General features: G+C 70.6%; 16 protein-coding genes, 1 tRNA gene and 1 pseudogene. 10 read left to right on the forward strand and 8 right to left on the reverse strand.

The window, feature by feature from the left end:
• Window positions 1-25 precede the first annotated feature (25 nt).
• The 5 genes from AB0910_RS19375 to AB0910_RS19395 all read left to right on the forward strand — a co-directional run bounded on the left by AB0910_RS19375 (window position 26) and on the right by AB0910_RS19395 (window position 5,196).
• Window positions 26-1,621: an NADH-quinone oxidoreductase subunit M gene (locus AB0910_RS19375; RefSeq protein ID WP_366745910.1), complete on the forward strand. Its 1,596-nt coding sequence runs from the start codon at window positions 26-28 to the stop codon at window positions 1,619-1,621.
• Complete coding sequence (locus AB0910_RS19380) at window positions 1,618-3,222, forward strand: NADH-quinone oxidoreductase subunit N (RefSeq protein ID WP_366745841.1); 1,605 nt, start codon at window positions 1,618-1,620, stop codon at window positions 3,220-3,222. Before AB0910_RS19375 ends, AB0910_RS19380 begins: the two co-directional genes overlap by 4 nt.
• A gap of 137 nt (window positions 3,223-3,359) precedes the next feature.
• On the forward strand, window positions 3,360-4,223 hold the full coding sequence (gene htpX / locus AB0910_RS19385) for a zinc metalloprotease HtpX (protein ID WP_366745842.1): 864 nt from the start codon (window positions 3,360-3,362) through the stop codon (window positions 4,221-4,223).
• Window positions 4,220-4,618, forward strand: coding sequence for a YccF domain-containing protein (locus AB0910_RS19390; protein ID WP_366745843.1), 399 nt, complete (start codon window positions 4,220-4,222; stop codon window positions 4,616-4,618). Before htpX ends, AB0910_RS19390 begins: the two co-directional genes overlap by 4 nt.
• A gap of 305 nt (window positions 4,619-4,923) precedes the next feature.
• Window positions 4,924-5,196: a GlsB/YeaQ/YmgE family stress response membrane protein gene (locus AB0910_RS19395; RefSeq protein WP_366745844.1), complete on the forward strand. Its 273-nt coding sequence runs from the start codon at window positions 4,924-4,926 to the stop codon at window positions 5,194-5,196.
• 52 nt (window positions 5,197-5,248) lie between these two features.
• Here the strand turns inward: AB0910_RS19395 and AB0910_RS19400 are convergent, their stop codons facing one another.
• The 3 genes from AB0910_RS19400 to AB0910_RS19410 all read right to left on the reverse strand — a co-directional run bounded on the left by AB0910_RS19400 (window position 5,249) and on the right by AB0910_RS19410 (window position 7,129).
• Entirely contained in the window at window positions 5,249-5,833 is a 585-nt protein-coding gene (locus AB0910_RS19400; RefSeq protein ID WP_366745911.1) for an alpha-ketoglutarate-dependent dioxygenase AlkB, read from the reverse strand.
• 89 nt (window positions 5,834-5,922) lie between these two features.
• Window positions 5,923-6,390 (reverse strand): NUDIX domain-containing protein, encoded by a 468-nt coding sequence (locus tag AB0910_RS19405; protein ID WP_366745845.1) that lies wholly within the window; start codon window positions 6,388-6,390, stop codon window positions 5,923-5,925.
• Complete coding sequence (locus tag AB0910_RS19410; protein ID WP_366745846.1) at window positions 6,377-7,129, reverse strand: DUF5919 domain-containing protein; 753 nt, start codon at window positions 7,127-7,129, stop codon at window positions 6,377-6,379. The genes AB0910_RS19405 and AB0910_RS19410 overlap by 14 nt, the downstream gene beginning before the upstream one ends.
• A 1,181-nt stretch (window positions 7,130-8,310) precedes the next feature.
• On the opposite strand from AB0910_RS19410, the gene AB0910_RS19415 reads away from it, so the two are divergent.
• Both AB0910_RS19415 and AB0910_RS19420 read left to right on the forward strand, forming a co-directional pair.
• Window positions 8,311-8,823 (forward strand): hypothetical protein, encoded by a 513-nt coding sequence (locus AB0910_RS19415; protein ID WP_366745847.1) that lies wholly within the window; start codon window positions 8,311-8,313, stop codon window positions 8,821-8,823.
• A gap of 31 nt (window positions 8,824-8,854) precedes the next feature.
• Window positions 8,855-8,977 carry a hypothetical protein gene (locus AB0910_RS19420; protein WP_366745848.1) on the forward strand — a complete coding sequence of 41 codons (123 nt, stop codon included), beginning with the start codon at window positions 8,855-8,857 and terminating at the stop codon, window positions 8,975-8,977.
• A gap of 85 nt (window positions 8,978-9,062) precedes the next feature.
• Here AB0910_RS19420 and AB0910_RS19425 read toward each other — a convergent pair.
• The 3 genes and pseudogenes from AB0910_RS19425 to AB0910_RS19435 all read right to left on the reverse strand — a co-directional run.
• Window positions 9,063-9,287 (reverse strand): annotated as a pseudogene (locus AB0910_RS19425) (alpha-ketoglutarate-dependent dioxygenase AlkB); the annotation flags it as partial.
• Window positions 9,284-9,823, reverse strand: coding sequence for a methylated-DNA--[protein]-cysteine S-methyltransferase (locus AB0910_RS19430; protein ID WP_366745849.1), 540 nt, complete (start codon window positions 9,821-9,823; stop codon window positions 9,284-9,286). The pseudogene AB0910_RS19425 and the gene AB0910_RS19430, both read right to left, overlap by 4 nt.
• 192 nt (window positions 9,824-10,015) lie before the next feature.
• Window positions 10,016-10,504 (reverse strand): YajQ family cyclic di-GMP-binding protein, encoded by a 489-nt coding sequence (locus AB0910_RS19435; protein WP_366745850.1) that lies wholly within the window; start codon window positions 10,502-10,504, stop codon window positions 10,016-10,018.
• Between the two features lie 220 nt (window positions 10,505-10,724).
• On the opposite strand from AB0910_RS19435, the gene AB0910_RS19440 reads away from it, so the two are divergent.
• The 3 genes from AB0910_RS19440 to AB0910_RS19450 all read left to right on the forward strand — a co-directional run bounded on the left by AB0910_RS19440 (window position 10,725) and on the right by AB0910_RS19450 (window position 12,894).
• A tRNA-Tyr gene (locus tag AB0910_RS19440) sits at window positions 10,725-10,806 on the forward strand.
• An 80-nt stretch (window positions 10,807-10,886) separates the two neighbouring features.
• Entirely contained in the window at window positions 10,887-11,651 is a 765-nt protein-coding gene (locus tag AB0910_RS19445; RefSeq protein ID WP_366745851.1) for a hypothetical protein, read from the forward strand.
• A 241-nt stretch (window positions 11,652-11,892) separates the two neighbouring features.
• A complete protein-coding gene (locus AB0910_RS19450; RefSeq protein ID WP_366745852.1) occupies window positions 11,893-12,894 on the forward strand; it encodes a glycoside hydrolase family 64 protein in 1,002 nt (333 codons plus the stop codon).
• A 70-nt stretch (window positions 12,895-12,964) separates the two neighbouring features.
• Here AB0910_RS19450 and AB0910_RS19455 read toward each other — a convergent pair whose 3' ends face one another.
• Together AB0910_RS19455 and AB0910_RS19460 are read right to left on the reverse strand one after the other, a co-directional pair.
• Window positions 12,965-15,910, reverse strand: coding sequence for a glycoside hydrolase N-terminal domain-containing protein (locus tag AB0910_RS19455; protein WP_366745853.1), 2,946 nt, complete (start codon window positions 15,908-15,910; stop codon window positions 12,965-12,967).
• A 45-nt stretch (window positions 15,911-15,955) separates the two neighbouring features.
• A complete protein-coding gene (locus AB0910_RS19460) occupies window positions 15,956-18,274 on the reverse strand; it encodes a discoidin domain-containing protein (protein WP_366745854.1) in 2,319 nt (772 codons plus the stop codon).
• Window positions 18,275-18,354: the final 80 nt, after the last annotated feature.

Genomic DNA, 18,354 nt, shown 5'->3' on the forward strand with positions numbered 1-18,354 from the left:
CGTGCTCGATATCAACGAATCCGTGATGAAGATCCTGCTCGCCGTCGTCGTGGCGGGGCCCCTCGTCGGCGCGGGCGCCGCGCTCCTGCCCGCGCCCCCCGGGCTGCGCGGCCCAGGACCCGAGAAGGCCGTGCTGCGCCACGGCGTCATCGTCACCGGCGCCGTGCTGGCCGCCGCGCTCGCCCTCGCCCTCGGCTTCGACCGGCACCACGCGTCGACCATGCAGGCCACGACGGACATCAGCTGGATCGCGGCGATGAACGTCCGCATCCACCTCGGCATCGACGGCATCTCCCTCCCCCTTCTGGTGCTGACCGCCCTGCTGACCTTCCTCTGCGCCCTCTACAGCTACTTCAGGCCCCCGAAGGGCCCCGGCGCGAAGGGCTTCGTCGCCCTCCTCCTGCTCCTGGAGTCCGGTACCCTCGCGACCTTCGCCGTCCTCGACCTGATCCTCTTCTTCCTCGCCTTCGAGACCGTGCTCATCCCCATGTACTTCCTGATCGCCCGCTGGGGCGGCGACGAGGGCGTGCCTGGGGGCCGGCAGGCGGCCGCCTGGAAGTTCGTCCTCTACACCGTCCTCGGCTCGGTCGTCATGCTGCTCGGCCTGCTGCTGATCGGACTGCGGGCAGGCACGTTCGACATGGTGGCACTCGCCACGGACAACGGCCGGGGCCTCAGCACGTCCACGCAGGTCATCGCCGTTCTGGCGATCGGGCTCGGCCTCGCGGTGAAGACCCCGATGTGGCCGCTGCACAGCTGGCTGCCCGACGCCCACACCGCGGCCCCCACCGTCGGCTCCGTGCTCCTCGCGGGCGTGCTGCTCAAGATGGGCACGTACGGCTTCGTGCGGATCGTCCTGCCGGTCGCGCCGCACGGCATGCACACCTTCGCGCCCTGCCTGGCCGCGTTCGGCGCGGTCGGCGTCGTCTACGGCTCGCTCGCCTGTCTCGCCCTCGTACGGCAGGGCGCGGGCGGCGACCTGAAACGCCTCATCGCCTACTCGTCCGTCGGCCACATGGGCTTCGTGCTCCTCGGCATCGCCTCCATGACCCCCACGGGCGTCAACGGCGCGCTGTTCGCGAACATCGCCCACGGCCTCATCACCGGCCTGCTGTTCTTCCTGGTCGGCGCCGTGAAGGACCGCTACGGCACCGCCGACCTCGACACCCTCGCCGGGGCCACGGGCGCCGCGCTCTACGGCCGCGCGCCCCGCCTCGGCGGCCTGCTCGCCTTCGCCGCCGTGGCCTCGCTCGGGCTGCCGGGCCTCGCCGGGTTCTGGGGCGAGATGCTCACCATGTTCGGCGCGTTCAGGCCCGCGGCGGGGCTCAGCCGCCCCGCGTTCCTCGTCTTCATGTCGCTCGCCGCGTTCGGCACGCTGCTGACCGCCGCGTACCTGCTGTCCGTCGTACGGCGGGTCTGCATGGGCGCCCGGCACGCGGAGGGCGCGCCGGGCGGCGCGGTCGGCGCGCCGGTGCCGCAGCTGCCCGACGCGCGTGGGTACGAGCTCGCCGCCTGGAGCCCGCTCGTCGCCCTGACCGTGCTCGCCGGGCTGTGGCCCGCCGTACTGCTCGGCCTGTCCGACCCGGCCGTCCACCGGCTCCTCGCGAAAGGCGCGTCATGACCGCGGGACACCTCGTCCAGTCCGTCGACTGGCTCGCCGTCGCGCCGCCCGCGATCACCGCGGCCGCCGCGCTCGCCGTCCTCGTCGCCGACCTCTTCCTGGGGGAGCGGCGGGCGCCGCTGCTCGGCGCGGTCTCGGTGGCGGGGCTCGCGCTCGCGCTGCTCTCGCTGCTGCCGCTGCGCGCGGGCGACCGCAGCACGTTCTGCCTCGCGGGCGGCGCGGGCCAGGGCCGGGTGTGCAGCTACACCGCCGACCACTTCACCCTCGTCGTCCAGCTGCTCGTCCTCGGCGGCGCGCTCCTCACGGCGCTGCTCTCCATGCCGGGCAGGGCCCCGCACGACCCCGGGCAGGACGGCCTGCCGGGCGAGTACTGGTTCCTGCTGCTCGCGTCCGCCTCCGGTGCCGCCCTGCTGCCCGCCTCCCGCGACCTCGCGACGCTCGTCGTCGCCCTCGAAGTCGCCTCGCTGCCCGCCTTCGCCCTCGTCGGCATCCGGCGCGGCGACCGGCTGTCCGCGGAGGCCGCGCTCAAGTTCTTCCTCTCCTCCGTCACCGCGACCGCCGTGATGCTGCTGGGCGTGAGCTTCGTGTACGCGGCGACCGGCACGCTCCACCTCACCGCCGTCGCCGACGCGCTCCCGCACGTCCCCGGGCAGCTGCAGGTCCTCGCGAAGACCGGTGTGCTGCTCACCCTCGTCGGCTTCGCCTTCAAGACGGCGGCTGCGCCGTTCCACTTCTGGGTGCCCGACACCTACGTCGGCGCGCCGCTGCCGATCGCCGCCTACCTCTCCGTCGTCAGCAAGGCCGTCGGCTTCTCCGGCCTGATCCTCGTCGCGGTCGTCGCCTTCCCGCCGTACGCGCACCTGTGGGCGCCCGCGCTCGCGGTGCTCGCCGCCCTCACCATGTCCGTGGGCAACGCCGCCGCGCTGCGCCAGGCGCAGGACCGCGCGCGCGGCGCCGTACGCCTGCTGGCCTGGTCGTCCGTCGCCCAGGCCGGCTACCTGCTGGTACCGATCGCCGCCGCAGGGTACGCCGGGCAGCGGGCCGTCGGCTCGACCGTCGCGTACGCCCTGATGTATGCGGCCGTGAACCTCGGCGCCTTCGGGGTGGCCGCGCTGGTGGCCCGTACGAGCCCGCTCAACCGGATCGCCGACTACCGCGGCCTCTACGCGCGCCGCCCGGCGGCGGCGCTCGCGCTCGCCTTCTTCCTGCTCTGCCTGGCAGGGCTGCCGCCCGGCGTGATCGGCCTCTTCGCCAAGGTCACGGTCTTCTCGTCGGCCGTCGACGCGGGGCTCGGCTGGCTCGCGACCGTGATGGGCGCCAATGTCGCCTGCGCGCTCTACTACTACCTGCGCTGGACGGCGCTCCTGTTCCGCGCCGGGCCGGAAGCGGCCCCCGGGCCGGAAGCGGCCCCCGAGCCGGACGCTGCGGCGGCCTCCGCCACGGAGCAGGCCCCCGCACTCGCCGCGGCCCCCGCACGGCCCGCGGTCCCGCGCGCGCCGGGGCCCGTGGTGACCGCGGTGGCCCTCGCCGCCGTCGCGGGCGTCGCCCTCTCGGGCGCACCGCAGCTCGTCCTGAGGTTCACCGACATGCACCTCTTCTGACCCGGGCCACCCGGCCCGCGCGGCCGGGAACCGGATCCCCTCGCCTGGCGTTGACCAGTACGGAAGGGTCCACTTGTAGTGAAGTGGAGCAGCAGCAAGCGAAGGGTTCCCCTGCCGCACGACTTGGAGGGCCTACCGTGCACCGCCGGCACAACGGGCTGAGGACCGCCCTACTCCTCGCAGGACTGTCCGCACTCATCATCGGCATCGGCAGCTTCTTCGGCCGTACGGGCCTGATCGTCGCTGTCCTCGTGGCGCTCGGCACCAACGCGTACGCGTACTGGAACAGCGACAAGCTGGCGCTGCGCGCCATGCGCGCGCGCCCCGTCAGCGAGTTCGAGGCCCCCGAGCTCTACCGGATCGTCCGCGAGCTGTCGACGGCGGCCCGCCAGCCGATGCCCAGGCTGTACATCTCGCCGACCCAGGCGCCCAACGCGTTCGCGACCGGGCGCAATCCGCGCAACGCCGCGGTGTGCTGCACGGAGGGCATCCTCCAGATCCTCACCGAGCGCGAGGTGCGCGGCGTGCTGGGGCACGAGCTGAGCCATGTCTACAACCGCGACATCCTGATCTCGTCCGTCGCGGGGGCGCTCGCCTCCGTGGTGATGTTCCTGGTCAACTTCGCCTGGCTGATCCCGATCGGCAGGTCGGACGACGACGAGGGCCCAGGCATCGCGGGCTTCCTGCTGATCATGCTGCTCGGGCCGCTCGCGGCGACGGTCATCCAGCTCGCCGTCAGCCGCTCCCGCGAGTATCAGGCGGACGCCTCGGGCGCCCAGCTCACCGGCGACCCCGAGGCGCTGGCGAGCGCGTTGCGCAAGCTCGACGCCGGCACCAGGCAGCTCCCGCTGCCCCCGGAGCCGCGCCTCGAAACGGCGAGCCACATGATGATCGCCAACCCGTTCCGCCCGGGGGAGGGCGTCTCCAAGCTGTTCTCGACCCACCCCCCGATGGCCGAACGCATCGCCCGGCTCGAACAGATGGCAGGTCGCCGCCCATGAAGACCATCCTCAACATCATCTGGCTCGTCCTGTGCGGCTTCTGGATGTACCTCGGCTACCTCGCCGCCGGGGTGCTCCTGTGCATCACGGTCATCGGCATCCCGTTCGGCGTGGCCGCGTTCCGGATCGGCGCGTACGCGCTGTGGCCCTTCGGCCGCACGGCGGTGGACCGGCCGACCGCGGGCGCGGGCTCCTTCGTCGGCAACGTCCTGTGGGTGATCCTCGCCGGCTGGTGGCTCGCGCTCGGCCATGTCTTCACGGGCATCGCGCTGTTCGTGACGATCATCGGCATCCCGCTGGCGCTCGCCAACTTCAAGCTGATCCCGCTGTCGCTGATGCCGCTCGGCAAGGAGATCGTCCCCACGGACCAGGCGTTCGCCCAGACCCGCTGGTGACCACGGGCGGGGCCGACGCCCGCCCCCGCCCCCTCCGCCGTGGCCACCCGGCGGAGGGATTGTCAGTGCCCCCGGCCATGATGGTCACGAGAGGTTCACCGGCGCCGCGCAACCGCGCGGCGCCCGCTTCGCGTCTCCACCAGCGTCAACAGCACGCGGCGGCAACACCCGCGGCGGCGACGACCCGTGGCGGCAGACCGCAGCGGCGAAACACCGCGGCGGGCGACTGAGAAGCGGGCAGGCGGGGAAGAGGCACGGCGCAGGCGGCGTGCCTGGCACACACGGAAAGAAACGGGTGGCACTGCATGGGCATCATCGGCTGGATCGTCCTCGGCCTGATCGCCGGCGCGATCGCGAAGATCCTGCTCCCGGGCAGGGACCCGGGCGGCCTGATCGGCACGACGCTGACCGGCATCCTCGGGGCGTTCCTCGGCGGCTGGATCTCCGCCAAGTGGCTCGACCACCCCATCAGCAAGAAATTCTTCGACGGCCCGACCTGGCTGGCCGCGATCGGCGGCGCGCTGGTGCTGCTCATCGCCTACCGCCTGATATTCGGCAACTCACGCGACCGCCGCTGACCCCGCGCCGACGGGCGCGCGACCCGGGGCCCGGGCAGCACGCGGCGCGGAATCAGCCGTCGAGGCCGTCGAGGCCGGTCTCCCGGAGCGTGAGGTTCAGCCGCCCGCCGCGCATCCCGGTCCCCGGGTCCGCCGTGCCCGGGTACACCTTCGGCACGGCGTGGTACGCGAGGCGGGCGGGCCCGCCGAAGACGAACAGGTCGCCCGAGCCGAGCTCCACGTCCGTGTAGGGCCGCCCCCGGTTCTCGGCGTTCCCGAAGCGGAAGACGCACCGGTCGCCGATGCTCAACGACACCACGGGGGCCCGGGACTTCTCGTCCTTGTCCTGGTGCATGCCCATCTTCGCCGCGCCCTCGTAGAAGTTCACCAGCGCGGTGTCCGGCGCGTACGCCTCCGGCAGGTACGACTCCGCGCCCTGCACGCCCTCGTACGCGGCGGCGACGGCCTCCCGCCCCAGGTCGGCGAGCCAGCCGGGGAAGTCCACGACCCGCGCGCCGTTCACGTCGCCCGCCATGCGCGAGTAGCGGTACGGTCGCCAGTGCCAGCATAGGCACTTGTAAAGGACACCGTGGACTACACCGCCCCTGTCAAGACCCGCCCCGTTACCTGCCCCCTGTGCGGCGTCGACGTACCGCAGACGCCTGGCACGGGCCGCGTGCGCCACTTCTGCTCCAAGTGGCACGGAGAGGCGTACCGACGTCGCGTTAGGGCGCTGTTCGGCTGACGTCAGGTGAATACGGGGTACCTGCCCGACAGATAGTCCGTCACTCGCTTGCGAATGCTCGGAACCATGGGCAGGTCGGCAACGTCGGCTGGCGCGAACCACTGGACATCAGTGGATTCACTGGACACCGCCATGCGCCCGCCGACGGGCCGCGCGAGGAAGCAGACGGAGAACTCTTGTCGCACCTCCCCGTCGTCGTACGAGAAGACATGACGAGGGTTCGTGTAGGTGCCAACAAGGCCAACGATCTCGACGTCAATTCCAGTCTCTTCACGGGTCTCGCGGATGGCGCAGTCAGGAAGTGTCTCCCCGATCTCCATTGCACCCCCGGGCAATGCCCACATGCCGTTGTCACTGCGCCGCTGAAGTAGCAACCGCTGTTGGCTATCAACGACAACGGCAGACGCCGCGGGGACGAGGCTGTTAGCCGCCGGCGCGTCCGGGTCATCTTCGTAGTCACGTCGTCCCATCGGACTCCCTCCAGACGGGTCGGCCGCGGGTCCACAATTCTTCAATGTGCGACGCGAAGCGGTCGAAAATACCGTCGTTCTGATGGCGCCGGAGGTGCAGAGTCGGGGCGTCGTGGCCGACGCTATGCGTCAGAAGCGGCGTCACGATCATGTCGTCATCGAACCGGAACACGCTCAGGTATGCGTGCCCGTCGGAGAATCGTGCGTCGACGGACCCCTTCAGCTTCTCGACCTCTGCGAGCGTGACGCGAATCCGCGTCGACAGGGTCAGCGGAACGTTCTCGTCTCGCTCTCGCGATTGGGTCAACTCGCTGTCGGGCTCGCCGACGAGGAAGCGCACCTTGCAACCCCGTTCCGCCTTCCGACGCAGCGCAGTTCCGAAGCGTGCTTGTTCGAGCCACAGGAAGTAATTCGTGTATCCGGCGAACGTCAGCTCGCGCTCAGCGCGGGTAATCAGGGTGCGCCAGAGGGAGGCAGGGACGGCGGATCGGTACGGGAAGACTTCGGCTATCTCCCGATCCGGCCCGACCTTGATTGCTGTCTTTGCTGCCGTCGGCCACAACAACCCTTCGTCCTCCCCAACTGCTTCAGCCACGGCCCAGCGATGCCGGGCGTGGGGGACGCGGCCGGTCTGAGTGATCCAACGCCCAACTGTCTTGGCGTCGACCCCGCAGCGCTCCGCGAGTTCCCTGTCTGTCAAGTGCGCTTTAGCCATTGCCCGGCGCAGTGCTTCGTTCACCTGAACCCCCTAGGACGTTTGGCACGTTTTTGATGGTAGCGGCGCTACGTGCCTAACGGCCCTGGAACGCGGTAGCAACGGCCTGCCGGGGGCGGAAGCGTAACGGTGCACGGAACCCCGGCGACCGCGCGAACGGCCCCGGGGCGTGGCCAACGCTGACAAGGAGCGTCGACATGCAGAGGTTAACCACAGGTTCACCCGCTGTACCAACAGCGCTGTCGGGCGACGTCGGGGACGACCTGACCGGGTGGCTGCGCGCCGCCCCGACAGAGCCTGAGTGTGCCGTGCCCGACGTGTTTACCCCCGTCACCCGCCCCCTGCTGCTCCACGTGGAGGCGGCGTTAGGGAGGTTGCTGTCATGAGCAGCGTGGCCCGCCGGCGCCTGTCGGCCCTCATGGAGCGGGACGGCTCTGACGGCAGACTCGTCGTCCGAACCGACGGCGCTCTGCCCGAGCCGACCCCGGCCCCCGGCTGCGACGTCTGTGCGGCCTGTCTCGGCCAGTGGCGAGAGGCCGTCGACAGGTCTGGCCCCGCCTACAGCCGGCAGCACGCCTTGGACCTGGCAGAAGAGATCCGCCGCCACCCGCACCCGCGAGCGGCCCGCGTCGGGAGCACGCGGTGAGCGCGCGATCCGCCATGGTGCGGCAGTTGCTCCGGTCGACGGGAGTACACGTCGACAACGGAGAGAATCCCATCGCTGACGCCCTGCGGTGCGGTATCGAGCGCGCGAGCGGGATTGGTGTCCGCTTCGTCTGGCAGGACGGCCTAGTGGCTGGCTACTACCAGCGCTGCGAGACGACCACAGAGCGCCTGGAAGCAACCGCGTTCAAGCACTGGCGCGCGCACCTGGAGCGCTGCCCCAGTTGCTTCGGCGGTCGGGAATGCCTCCTCGGCGGAGCCCCGGAGGCGCTGGCACCTTACGTACGCGCTTCTGCGCACGGAGGACGAGAAGCGCGGCGTCGTCCGCCGCTACTGACACAGACTCCCGCACACCTACCACCCCCCGGGGATGTGCGGGCCCGGGGACGGGGGATTGCGTTGCCCCCGTCCCCACCTGAGCCCCCGCGCGTCGGCCGTGACGGACCGGAGCGCGGGAAGGGGGCGGGCGGGGCAGAGGTCGGCACCAAAGCCCCGCCCGTTCAAGCACCACACATCACCCATCGGAACGGGAGGCACCACCAATGACCACCAGTGCACCGATGATCGTGAAAGACCCCCGCGCGCTGCTCGAACCCGAGCAGTTCGCCGACGTCCGCGCCACCGTGCTGGACGCCAACCCCGGCATGACGGAGGACATCGCCGGACGCATCACCGCTCAGGCGCTCGCGTTCGTCGCCACGGCGGCAGCGCACCCGGGCGCGTCCATCGCCCCGTCACCTGTCGTCGACGAGGGCTGGCATGCCCTTGTGCTGCACACGCAGCTTTACGCGGAGCTGTGCGAGCGTCTGTGCAACGGGTTCGTACACCACGTCCCGGAGCGGCCCGACGGGTCGGAGTACGACCCGGACCTGACCACGCGGACGATGCTCACGATGGCGTCCGCCGGCTATCCGGTCGACGTGGAGCTGTGGCGCGGGCCGGATCAGAGCACGATCACGGTGGGGGCCCTGACGTGGCACACGCCGAACGGCCCGAACTGCACGCCGATCATCATCACGCCCAAGCCGAAGCCCAAGGGCATGGCGCCCGAGTAGGCTGCTCGACACCGAAGAAGGGAACAGGGCCATGGAGTGGAACAATCCTCGCTATGAGGAAGTGATCGAGACGCTGAGTCAGGCGAACGCCGAGCGGCACCCCGCCGACGGCCCCGTGCGCGGGTTCGTCATCCCTGAGCCCGACGAGGACTGAGCACACAAGCGCTGAGCCCTGGCCGTCGCAGTGACGACCGGGGCTCTGTGCTGTGCGGAAAGTTTTCGGTACACCACTCTTCAGAGTGGCGGCCCACGCACATGGTCTGCACGGACATCACCCCGCCGCGCGGCAGCCGGGTGTGCCGCATGGGCACGGGCCCCGCGGCCCAGGCGCGGCACGCCGCCACCAGCTCGCGCTGCCGCTCGGGCCCGAGCCACCCCGGCACATGCACGGCGCCCGGCGCCACCACCGTGCGCGGCCGGGGAAAGAGCTCCCCCGAACCGCCGTCGCCCGCGCGGCAGTTCATGCCGGCAGCGCGCCTTCGATACCGAGCAGGCGGCGCTTGCCCTCAAGGCCGCCCGCGTAGCCCCGCAGGGCGCCGTCCGAGCCGATGACCCGGTGGCAGGGCCGCACGACCAGCAGCGGATTGCGCCCGATGGCCGACCCGACCGCGCGCACCCCCGCGCCGCTCGCCCCGACCTGCGCCGCGATCTGCCCGTACGTCGCGGTCGTCCCGTACGGGATGGCGTCGACGGCCCGCCAGACCCTGCGCCTGAACTCCGTGGCGCCCGCCGCCTCCGCGTACGCGATGTCGAAGCCGGTCAGCTCGCCCGCGAAGTAGGCGCCGAGCTGCCGTCCGATCTCCGCGAAGGCGGCGTCGTCCCGCATCCAGCCGTCCTCGACCCGCGCCCCGCCCTTCTGCCCCGGCAGCGAGAGCGAGACCAGCGCCGTGCCACCCGGCACCCCCGCCCTCGCGCGCCCTACGAGCAGCAGCTCCCCCAGCGGGCTCCTCACCACCGCGTACCGCAGTGCACCGGTCTCCGTACCCGAGCTCACGTCCATGCCCGACTCCTTCCTCAGGCCCCCGAGTCTGGCCCACCCCCACCCCCCAAATCCGGCGGCTTTCGGACACGGGCCTCCGCGCCTGCCGTCCGGGCTCGGACGCAGGCCTCCGCGCCCGCTGACCGAGCCGGCCCGCCGGCCGGGGCTCCCGGGGCCGCCCGTCCGGTGCGGCCCCGTGCGGTGCGGGTTGCGTCAGCGGTAGTTGACGAACTGGAGGGCGAAGTCGAAGTCCTTGCCCTTCAGCAGCGCGATGACGGCCTGGAGGTCGTCCCTGCTCTTGGAGCTGACCCGCAGCTCGTCGCCCTGCACCTGCGCCTTGATGCCCTTGGGGCCCTCGTCGCGGATGATCTTCGCCACCTTCTTGGCGTTGTCCTGGGAGATGCCCTCCTCGATGGAGGCGAAGATCTTGTACTCCTTGCCGGAGAGCTGCGGCTCGCCCGCGTCCAGCGCCTTCAGCGAGATGCCCCGCTTGATCAGCTTGGACTGGAAGACGTCGAGGATGGCCTTGACGCGCTCCTCGGAGTTGGCCTCCATGAGGATCTTCTCGCCGGACCAGCTGATCGATGCGCCGACGTTCTTGAAGTCGTAGCGCTGCGAGATCTCCTTCGCCGCCTGGTTGAGGGCGTTGTCGATCTCCTGCCGCTCGACCTTCGAGACGATGTCGAAACTGGAGTCGGCCATGTCCTTGTGGCTCCTTGATGTCGGTGGGGGATACCGGCGGGGGTGTTCCCACCTGCCCGGCAGCGGCCGGGCACGGCCGGCCGCTCCGGGCAAGCCTAGCCACCCGGCCAGGGCAGCCGGCGGATCAATACCGGTGGCGGAGCACCCTCGGGGATCAGGTATCGTTTACGACGTCGCAACGGAGGCCACCCAGGTGAGCCCCGGACGCGGCGCAACCCATGGCGGTGTGCCCGAGTGGCCAATGGGAGCGGACTGTAAATCCGTCGGCTTAGCCTACCCAGGTTCGAATCCTGGCGCCGCCACGCGCGAATGACGGCCCCCGAACTGCACCACGCAGCTCGGGGGCCGTTTTGTCGACCGCAGGTGCCGAGGGGGAACGGCCGTGGACGTGGTGTCGTGGGTGTCCGCCGGGGTCGCGCTCGCGGGCGCCGCCGTCACCGCGGTGCTCGGGTACTGGCAGCAGCAGCGGCTGCGCACCATGGAGCAGCGCAGCCTCATGGACGCTTACGGGGCCTCGCTCGCGTGGGCCGCGTACGACCTCCAGACGCGGGTCTTCAACATCCTGCGCGGGTACGCGGTCGACCGCGCCCCGGGCGGGCACGCCGGCTATCTCACGGCGTTCCTCCTCGGGGGCACCCCGCAGGAGGCCGAGTACGCGCGCCGCAGCACGGTCTTCGTGCTCGCCGAGTACCTGGGCTGGGTCGAGATACTCCGGCGTGACGTGCAGTTCCTCGACCTCGGCAGCTCGGCGACCAACCGCAGCGTCATGGCGCAGATCTCCACGGTCGGCCACGCCCTCAGTCGCATCGGCCCGCACGGCAACGAGCTGCGCCTCTTCCGCGCGGAACAGCGCGCGGTGGGGGAGCTGATGGTCCACCCCGACGGGGAGCCGCCGCGGCGCAGGTGCCTGGGGTTCGCCGAGTTCTGCGCCCGGCTCGACCGGGACGAGGAGTTCCGCGGCTGGTTCGGGCGGCTGCTCGACGATGTCGACGCGCTGGCCGCCGACACCGGGCCCGCCGTCGCGCGCCTCACGGAGGTCCAGTACCAACTGGTGGCCCTGCTGGACCTGTTGGATCCGAGGGCGGAGCGGTTCCCGCAATTCCGTGAGGTCTTCGACCCGCGCCGCGCGTCGGGGCCCTCGGCGTGAGCGCCGCGGGGGCCCGGGCGCGGATGCCGCACCGGCGCCCGCGCGTGCTCTCCCAACTCTCGTCTCTTGACAAGGACATGCGATAGGGAAAGGCTCTCTGAGAGCGCTCTCTCGGCTCGGCCGCCGCCCCATCGGCGCCCCCGCCGCGGGCCGCTCGTGCTCGTGCCGGGTCGGACGAGGCCGTCATCTGGCTGGACGGCCGCCGTGTCCGCTTCGTACCTTCGCAGCCAGGGAGGAATGCATGCCCCCCACATCCCCCTCCGTGCGCAGGCCGCGCCGCACCGCCGCGCGGCTGACCGCCGCCCTCGGCGTGGCGCTCGCCCTCTTCGGCGCCGCCGCCACCGCGTCGCCGTCCGCGGCGCTCGCGGCCGACGCGCCGCTCGGCTCCGCCGCGGCCGCCGCGCCCGCGGGCGAGACCCCGCCCGACTCCTTCTGGGGCGACACCAGCTCCATCCCGCCCGCGCAGAACGTGCTCACGGTCAAGGTCCTCAACCGTACGAACGGTGCCTACCCCGACGACCAGGTCTACTGGAAGTTCGGCGACGAGGAGCACTCGATCGCGGAGCAGCCGTACATCGACATGCCGGCCAACTCGGCCGGGCGGATGTACTTCTACCTCGGCTCGCCCGACAGTCAGTACCAGGACTTCATCGAATTCACCGTCGGCGACGGCGCGTTCAACGGCAACACCACCCGCGTGGACGCGTGGGCGCTGCCGCTTGCGATGCGGCTGCACGCGAGCGACGGCTACGACGTCCAGGTCGGCGACAGCTACGACGTCTTCCAGCAGAGCAGGGACGCCCTGTTCCAGCAGTTCAAGAGCGAGGTGCCGACCGAGTTCCAGGGGCTCGCCGACGTCCAGGCCCCGTACCGCATCCCGGCGCCCGGCAGCTCGCCCGACTTCCAGGCGGGCGGCAAGTACGCGGACTACTTCACCAGTTACGCCCAGTCCTTCGGCGTGAACGAGTCCACGTCCAACATCACCGGCTGCGCGGGCTCGCTCGCGGGCGACCCGGACATGTGCGCCGCGCTCAACCGCCATGTGGCCCAGCTCCCCGCGGACCAGCAGTCCGACCCGAGCCAGTACTACAAGGCGGGCCCCGCGAACTACTACGCAAAGTTCTGGCACGACCACGCCATCAACGGCCTTGCCTACGGCTTCCCGTACGACGACGTGGCGGGCCAGTCCTCGTTCGTCTCGCACGCCGACCCGCAGTGGCTGGAGGTCGCGGTCGGCTTCTGAGCCCGCCGCTTCCTCTCCGCTGCTCCGCAACGGCAGGGCGGGCCCCCGGGCAACCGGGGGCCCGCCCTCGTCAGCCGTAGACCCGCATCTCCCAGAGGGAGTAGCCCCACGGGCCGGATTTCGCGGTGCCCTGCATCCGCACGTACCGGGTCGTAGCGGACAGCGGGATCTTCTCGGTGCCGCCCGCCGAGTCGGTCTGCGTGTACAAGTCCTTCCAGGTGGTGCCGTCGGTGGAGCCCTGGAGCCGGTACCCCTTGGCGTAGGAGTCCTCCCATGCCAGGTCCACCTCGCTCACGGACCGCACCGTGCCCAGGTCGACCTGGATCCAGCTGTCCGCGCTCGGGCCGGCACTCCACCGGGTGGCCGGGTCGCCGTCGAACGCCTTGGCCGCGCCCTGGTCGCCGTTGGACTCCGAGGAGGCCGTCGCCGGCCTGCCGAGCGCCAGGTTCGCCCGCGGCGCATCCAGCGTCAGGTGGACGGTGACCGTCTTCCCGCGCTGCAGCGGCAGCACCCTCGCGATGTTCCCGAGCGGTGAGCTCTGCACGCTCACCCCTTCACCGGTGGCCGACGCGATCCCCGCGCGCTGGATCAGCGTGAGGTCCTGGTCGGTCCCCGAGGTGAGGGTGACGTCCGCGGTGTGCGCGGCGGTGTCCCAGCTCAGCTTGTCGATGGTGAACTGCCCCTTGCCGAGCATGCCGGAGATCGAGCCCTTGTCCAGGCCCTTCGGCAGCGCCGGCAGCAGTTCGAGGGTGCCTGGCTGGGTGGCGGCCAGCATCTCCATCATCACCGTGGGCACCGAGTTCACGACGTCCGTGGCGAAGGTGTTGTGGCCGTTGTAGTGCGAGGTCGCCATGCTGCTGTAGTAGTAGTCGTCCTTCGCGAAGCGCAGCAGCTTGGCTCCGACCGAGTCCGCCATGTCGAGGTCGGCGGCGATCAGTGCGCCGTGCAGCAGCCCGTGGCCGGCGTTCTCGTAGCTGCCCTGGTCCTTCTTCTGCAGGAACACCTGGGCGGCCTTGAACAGCGCCGGGTTCTTCTCCGGGGTGATCTCCCGATAGGGCCACACCGGCATCAGCCCGCTGGAGTGCCGGTGCTGGTAGTTGTTCTTGTTCTCCAGGTCGGGCCAGGCCCATTCGGCCAGCGCCCCGTCGTCGTTGACGAGGTACGGCGGCAGGTTGTCCAGCTTCTCCTGCCACACCGGGATCTTGTCCGCGTCGCGGCCGAGGATCTTGCTGGTCTGGATGAGGGTGGACAGCGCGAAGCGCGCCCCGGAGATGTCGTAGACGGAGTTGACGGCGAGCGGCACCCCGCCGGGCGGGGTGTTCTCCGGGGAGATCGACCCGGCGAAGATGTATTTGCCCTTGGCGTCCTTCTTGACGAGGAAGTCCTCGTAGAAGTCGCCCATGTCGCGGATCAGCGGGTAGAACTGGTCGGCGAGGAACTGCTTGTCCCCGGTCACCTCGTAGTGCTCCCAGAACGGGTAGAGCAGCCACGACTCGCCACCGGTGACGTACTGGTACGGGTAGTCGAAGTTGATGTTCGAGATCAGGCCCTCTCCGTTGGGCGTGTTGCCGCCGGTCAACATGCCGCGGGTGCCGAGCAGTTTGCGGGCGTTGGTCTCGAAGTCCTTCTGCCACTGGTGGTTGAGGGAGAAGTAACCCGCCATGGCCTCCGGCATGTTGCCGATGTTCCCGCTGGAGATCTGCAGGTTGAGGTTGGCGTCGAGGTGGTAGTAGCCGTCCCAGCCGACGTTGCTGTCGCCCGTCCAGTTGCCCAGCAGGTCGGGCGCCGCTGTGGCGTTGCTCGACCCGAGCAGGTGGTAGCGGCCCGCGTAGAACATCCGCTCGTAGAGCGCGGGGACGGGCAGCGGGGAGTTCTTCTGCTCGGCGAGCAACTCCTCGGTGGACTTGGCGCGGTCCTGCGGGGTGGCGCCGAAGTCGACCGAGACACGGCCGAAGATTCTGCGGTGTTCCGCGGTGTGCCGGTCGAGCAGCGTCTGGTAGCTGTCGTCGATCGCGGCGAGCCGGGTCTGGAGCGGCTGCCCAGCCCACTCCTGCTCGGCCGGGGCGCCGCCGTTGTAGGTGCCGTTGTAGCGCTGGGTGAGCGACAGCAGCATCACGTAGCTCGCGCCCGACACCGACACGTCCGAGCCTGCCATCGTCTTCGTGCCGTCGGTGACGATCCGGGTGACGCCCTCGTACCCGGCGTCGTAGCTGCCGCTCGGGTACTTGGCCCGCAGGTCGAGGAAGTCGGGCGTGGAGTTGTCGGTGTAGGTGACGCCTTTGTTCAGCAGGTTCATCCCCGGGTCGATGGACAGGCCCAGCTTCACGTCGAGGCGCTGCCCGGCGGGGGCCGGGAGGTACTGCACCGTGACGCCGTCGGTCCGCGAGACGAACGAGTCCCGCTCCCAGGCGCCCTTGTCGTCGTGCCAGTTCACCTTGACCACGCCCGAGGCGTAGTCGGTCGAGCGTACGTAGTCGCTGACCGGGCCGGTGTCGGGGAGCTGGATCGTCATCTTGTAGCCGGGGTGTTTGCTGCCCTCGCCGCCGCCCTGGTAGCCCTGCACGTCGGCGGCGAGCTGGTTGGCGTCCCGGTAGTCGCCAGCGATCAGCTCGTCGCGTATGCGGTTGATGTCGTTCTGGCTGACGGTGTTGAACGTGCGGTGCGGATGGGCCTCCGTCCGCGCCATGAAGAAGTCCTTGTCGTCGAAGACGACGGTGTCGTCGCGCGGATCGCCGAACTCGATGATGCCCTGCTTGCCGTTGCCGGCGAGCAGGCCGTCCTGCCAGTCGCTGTAGGTGTGCGGGTAGGTGGTGGACGGGGCCACGGTCGGCGAGCCGGCCGCTGCGGGCGCTGCCGCCCGCGTCGCGCCGGTCGCGCCGGTCGCGCCGGCCGTGCCGGACTGCGGCCCGGTGGCGAGCAGGAGGGCGAGCGGTACGGCCGCGCCGAGCAGCCGCCTGCCGAGGGCGCCGAGGGGGCGGGGCCTTGCGGCCCCGTGGGGGAGTGCGGGTGGGGTCATGAGGAGTCCTTTTTACGGGGGGAGGGGGGCGTCGCGGCGGCGGCGTCAGCGCCGGGCGGCGGGGCTGTGCGCCGGGGTGCCGTACACCTCGAACTCGTAGAGGGAGTAGCCCCATGGGGTGGCCGGGGTGATGCCCTGCATGCGGAGGTAGCGGGCGGTCCTGCCGATGTCGACGGTCTCGGTGCCGCCGTGTCCTGTGAGGGTGCCGGTGGCGTCGGTCCAGTGGACGGCGTCGTCGCTGACCTCGACCTTGTAGGCGGATGCGTAGGCGGCCTCCCATTCCAGGACGGCCGTGTTCAGGGCGTACTCGCCGCCGAGGTCGACCTGGAGCCAGGCGTTCGGGTCGCCGCTGTGGTCGCTCGACCAGCGCGAGGACGCGTTGCCGTCGATCGCGTCGGCCGCGAGGTAGGTGCCGTCCTGGTAGGAGGCGGTGGCCGTGGCGCCGGGGTTCAGCGCGAGGTTCACCGGCAGGCCGGCCGGCGGCTTCGGCACGCTCTGCCCGGCCGGGGGCCACAGCGTGAAGGAGTTGGCGCCGCCGTGCGCCGCGGCGAACGGCCCCGCCATCGGGTTGCCGGTGTCGACCGCCCCGCCGAAGAAGTCGGTGGTGACGTCGGCTGCGATGCTCTGGTTCGCCTTGGGGATCAGCCCGACCCGTGTTTGCGTCACCGGTGCGAGACCGTGGATGCCGGAGGCGTCGAGGTCGAAACCGAGCGCCACGTGGGCGCTGTCGGCCGTGTAGTGGACGTTCGACAGGACGCCGGTGAAGTCGCCTTCCTTCACCTGGGTCTTGTCGGTCGTGTCGGCGGGCAGCGCCGAGCCCTGGACCAGGTTGTTGTACCAGAAGAACTTCTCGGGCGAGGTGAGCGCGGTGGTCTCGTTCATCGTGCCCGGCTGGAAGTAGTACGCGTCCCGGCCGCTGCCGTCGGTGTGGATCGCGTTGTTGTCCAGGAACAGGTTGTGGGCGAAGACGATGCCGGTCGCGTCCAGCGTGCGGATGTCGCTGTTGCCGATGAAGACGTTGTTGTCGACGAGGACGGGTCCGAAGACCGCCTCCGCGTAGTAGCCCCAGGGGCTGTTCATCACGATGTTCCGGGTGACGCGGACGTTCTGGCTGCCCCAGTCCGTCCAGATGCCCGCGGAGTTGGAGCCCTTGGAGTTGTGGATGTAATTGCCCTTGATCAGGCCCTCGTTCATGTAGTGCACCTTGATCGGGGCCGTCTCCGCGCCGCTGAACTCGTTGCGGTAGTTGGTGTCCTCGATCTCGTTGTACAAGATCTGGGAGTGCCAGGAGAAGACGCCCGCGATCCCGGACTGGCCGCAGCGCGCGATGTAGTTGTTGCGCACGATGTGCGAGCCGTAGAGGTCGGTGTCGTGGAAGTCGGTGCGGGTGGTGCCCGGCCGGTTGCCGGCCCACTCGTCGTTGCCGAGGCCGATGTCGATGCCGATGGTGCGGGCGTTGAGCACCACGTTGTCCTCGATGATCCACTTCAGGCCGCCGTTGACGCTGATGGCGCCGGCCTGTCGCCGCGCGGGGCTGCTCGGGAAGTCCGAGTAGGTGTTGGCCGCCTGCTCGACGGTGAAGCCCCGTACGGTGATGTAACCGAGGCCCCACGCGTCGGGGGCGAAGACCTGCCGGCGCACATTGATCTCGGCGAGGCGGGAGTTGGGGTCGGCGCCGTTGAAGTTCGCCCAGATCGTGGTGGTGTCGCCGGAGACCTGCGTGTACCAGGAGTCGGCCGCGCCCCGCACGTCGGCCAGCGCCGCCTTCTCGTAGTACGCCTGCCCGTCGAGGTAGACGTCGCCCGCGGTGTAGCCGGGGAAGAAACCGCCGTCGCCGCCCTGCGGCTGCCCGGTCGCATAGGGGTCGTAGTCGCCGAAGAAGCTGTTGGGCAGGGTCACGCTCCAGACAGAACCCCCGGTGTTCGTCCAGGAGTTGATCTCCTCCGAGCCCTTCACCACCACGTCGCCGTCCCCGGCGCCGCTGTAGGTGATGCGGTGGTCCTCGTCGGTGCCGCCGCGCGCGGGCTTGACCGTCTCCCGGTAGACGCCCGCGTGCACCAGCACGGTGTCACCCGGCTCGGCCTCCTGCGCGGCGCGGTTGATGGTCAGGAAGGGCGCGGCCTGGGTGCCGGGGTTGGTGTCGCTGCCGCTCTTGGCGACATGCAGGACGCGGGTGGCCTGTACGCCGTTCGGGGCCGCGGTGGCCCGGGCGCCCGCGGGCAGCGCGAGGACGATCAGGGCCAGCGCTGCGGCGGCGGCGCACAGCGCGGTGAGCCGGGTGGACCACGGGGCGTGGGCCCGCAGGTACCGGCGGGCGGCGGATGGTCCCGGCTGGGGGAGAGGGTGGGGGACGGGGTCGCGCATGGGGGCTCCTTCGCGGGGTGCGGATGAGGGTGGGGCCGCCCGGCACTAGTTTCATTATTAATCTATGGAAGTCGCGCACA

Origin of the sequence: Streptomyces sp. NPDC047002 (genome assembly GCF_040704505.1) — a bacterium.
In the GTDB taxonomy this organism is placed as follows: domain Bacteria; phylum Actinomycetota; class Actinomycetes; order Streptomycetales; family Streptomycetaceae; genus Streptomyces.

Bases quoted from the DNA above. Each gene is read 5' to 3' on its own strand.
- AB0910_RS19430 (WP_366745849.1), bottom strand. From the start codon at position 9,823: ATGGACGTGAGCTCGGGTACGGAGACCGGTGCACTGCGGTACGCGGTG.
- AB0910_RS19380 (WP_366745841.1), top strand. From the start codon at position 1,618: ATGACCGCGGGACACCTCGTCCAGTCCGTCGACTGGCTCGCCGTCGCG.
- AB0910_RS19455 (WP_366745853.1), bottom strand. From the start codon at position 15,910: ATGACCCCACCCGCACTCCCCCACGGGGCCGCAAGGCCCCGCCCCCTC.
- AB0910_RS19460 (WP_366745854.1), bottom strand. From the start codon at position 18,274: ATGCGCGACCCCGTCCCCCACCCTCTCCCCCAGCCGGGACCATCCGCC.
- AB0910_RS19415 (WP_366745847.1), top strand. From the start codon at position 8,311: ATGACCACCAGTGCACCGATGATCGTGAAAGACCCCCGCGCGCTGCTC.
- AB0910_RS19390 (WP_366745843.1), top strand. From the start codon at position 4,220: ATGAAGACCATCCTCAACATCATCTGGCTCGTCCTGTGCGGCTTCTGG.
- AB0910_RS19375 (WP_366745910.1), top strand. From the start codon at position 26: ATGAAGATCCTGCTCGCCGTCGTCGTGGCGGGGCCCCTCGTCGGCGCG.
- AB0910_RS19420 (WP_366745848.1), top strand. From the start codon at position 8,855: ATGGAGTGGAACAATCCTCGCTATGAGGAAGTGATCGAGACGCTGAGT.
- AB0910_RS19395 (WP_366745844.1), top strand. From the start codon at position 4,924: ATGGGCATCATCGGCTGGATCGTCCTCGGCCTGATCGCCGGCGCGATC.
- AB0910_RS19405 (WP_366745845.1), bottom strand. From the start codon at position 6,390: ATGGGACGACGTGACTACGAAGATGACCCGGACGCGCCGGCGGCTAAC.
- AB0910_RS19450 (WP_366745852.1), top strand. From the start codon at position 11,893: ATGCCCCCCACATCCCCCTCCGTGCGCAGGCCGCGCCGCACCGCCGCG.
- AB0910_RS19435 (WP_366745850.1), bottom strand. From the start codon at position 10,504: ATGGCCGACTCCAGTTTCGACATCGTCTCGAAGGTCGAGCGGCAGGAG.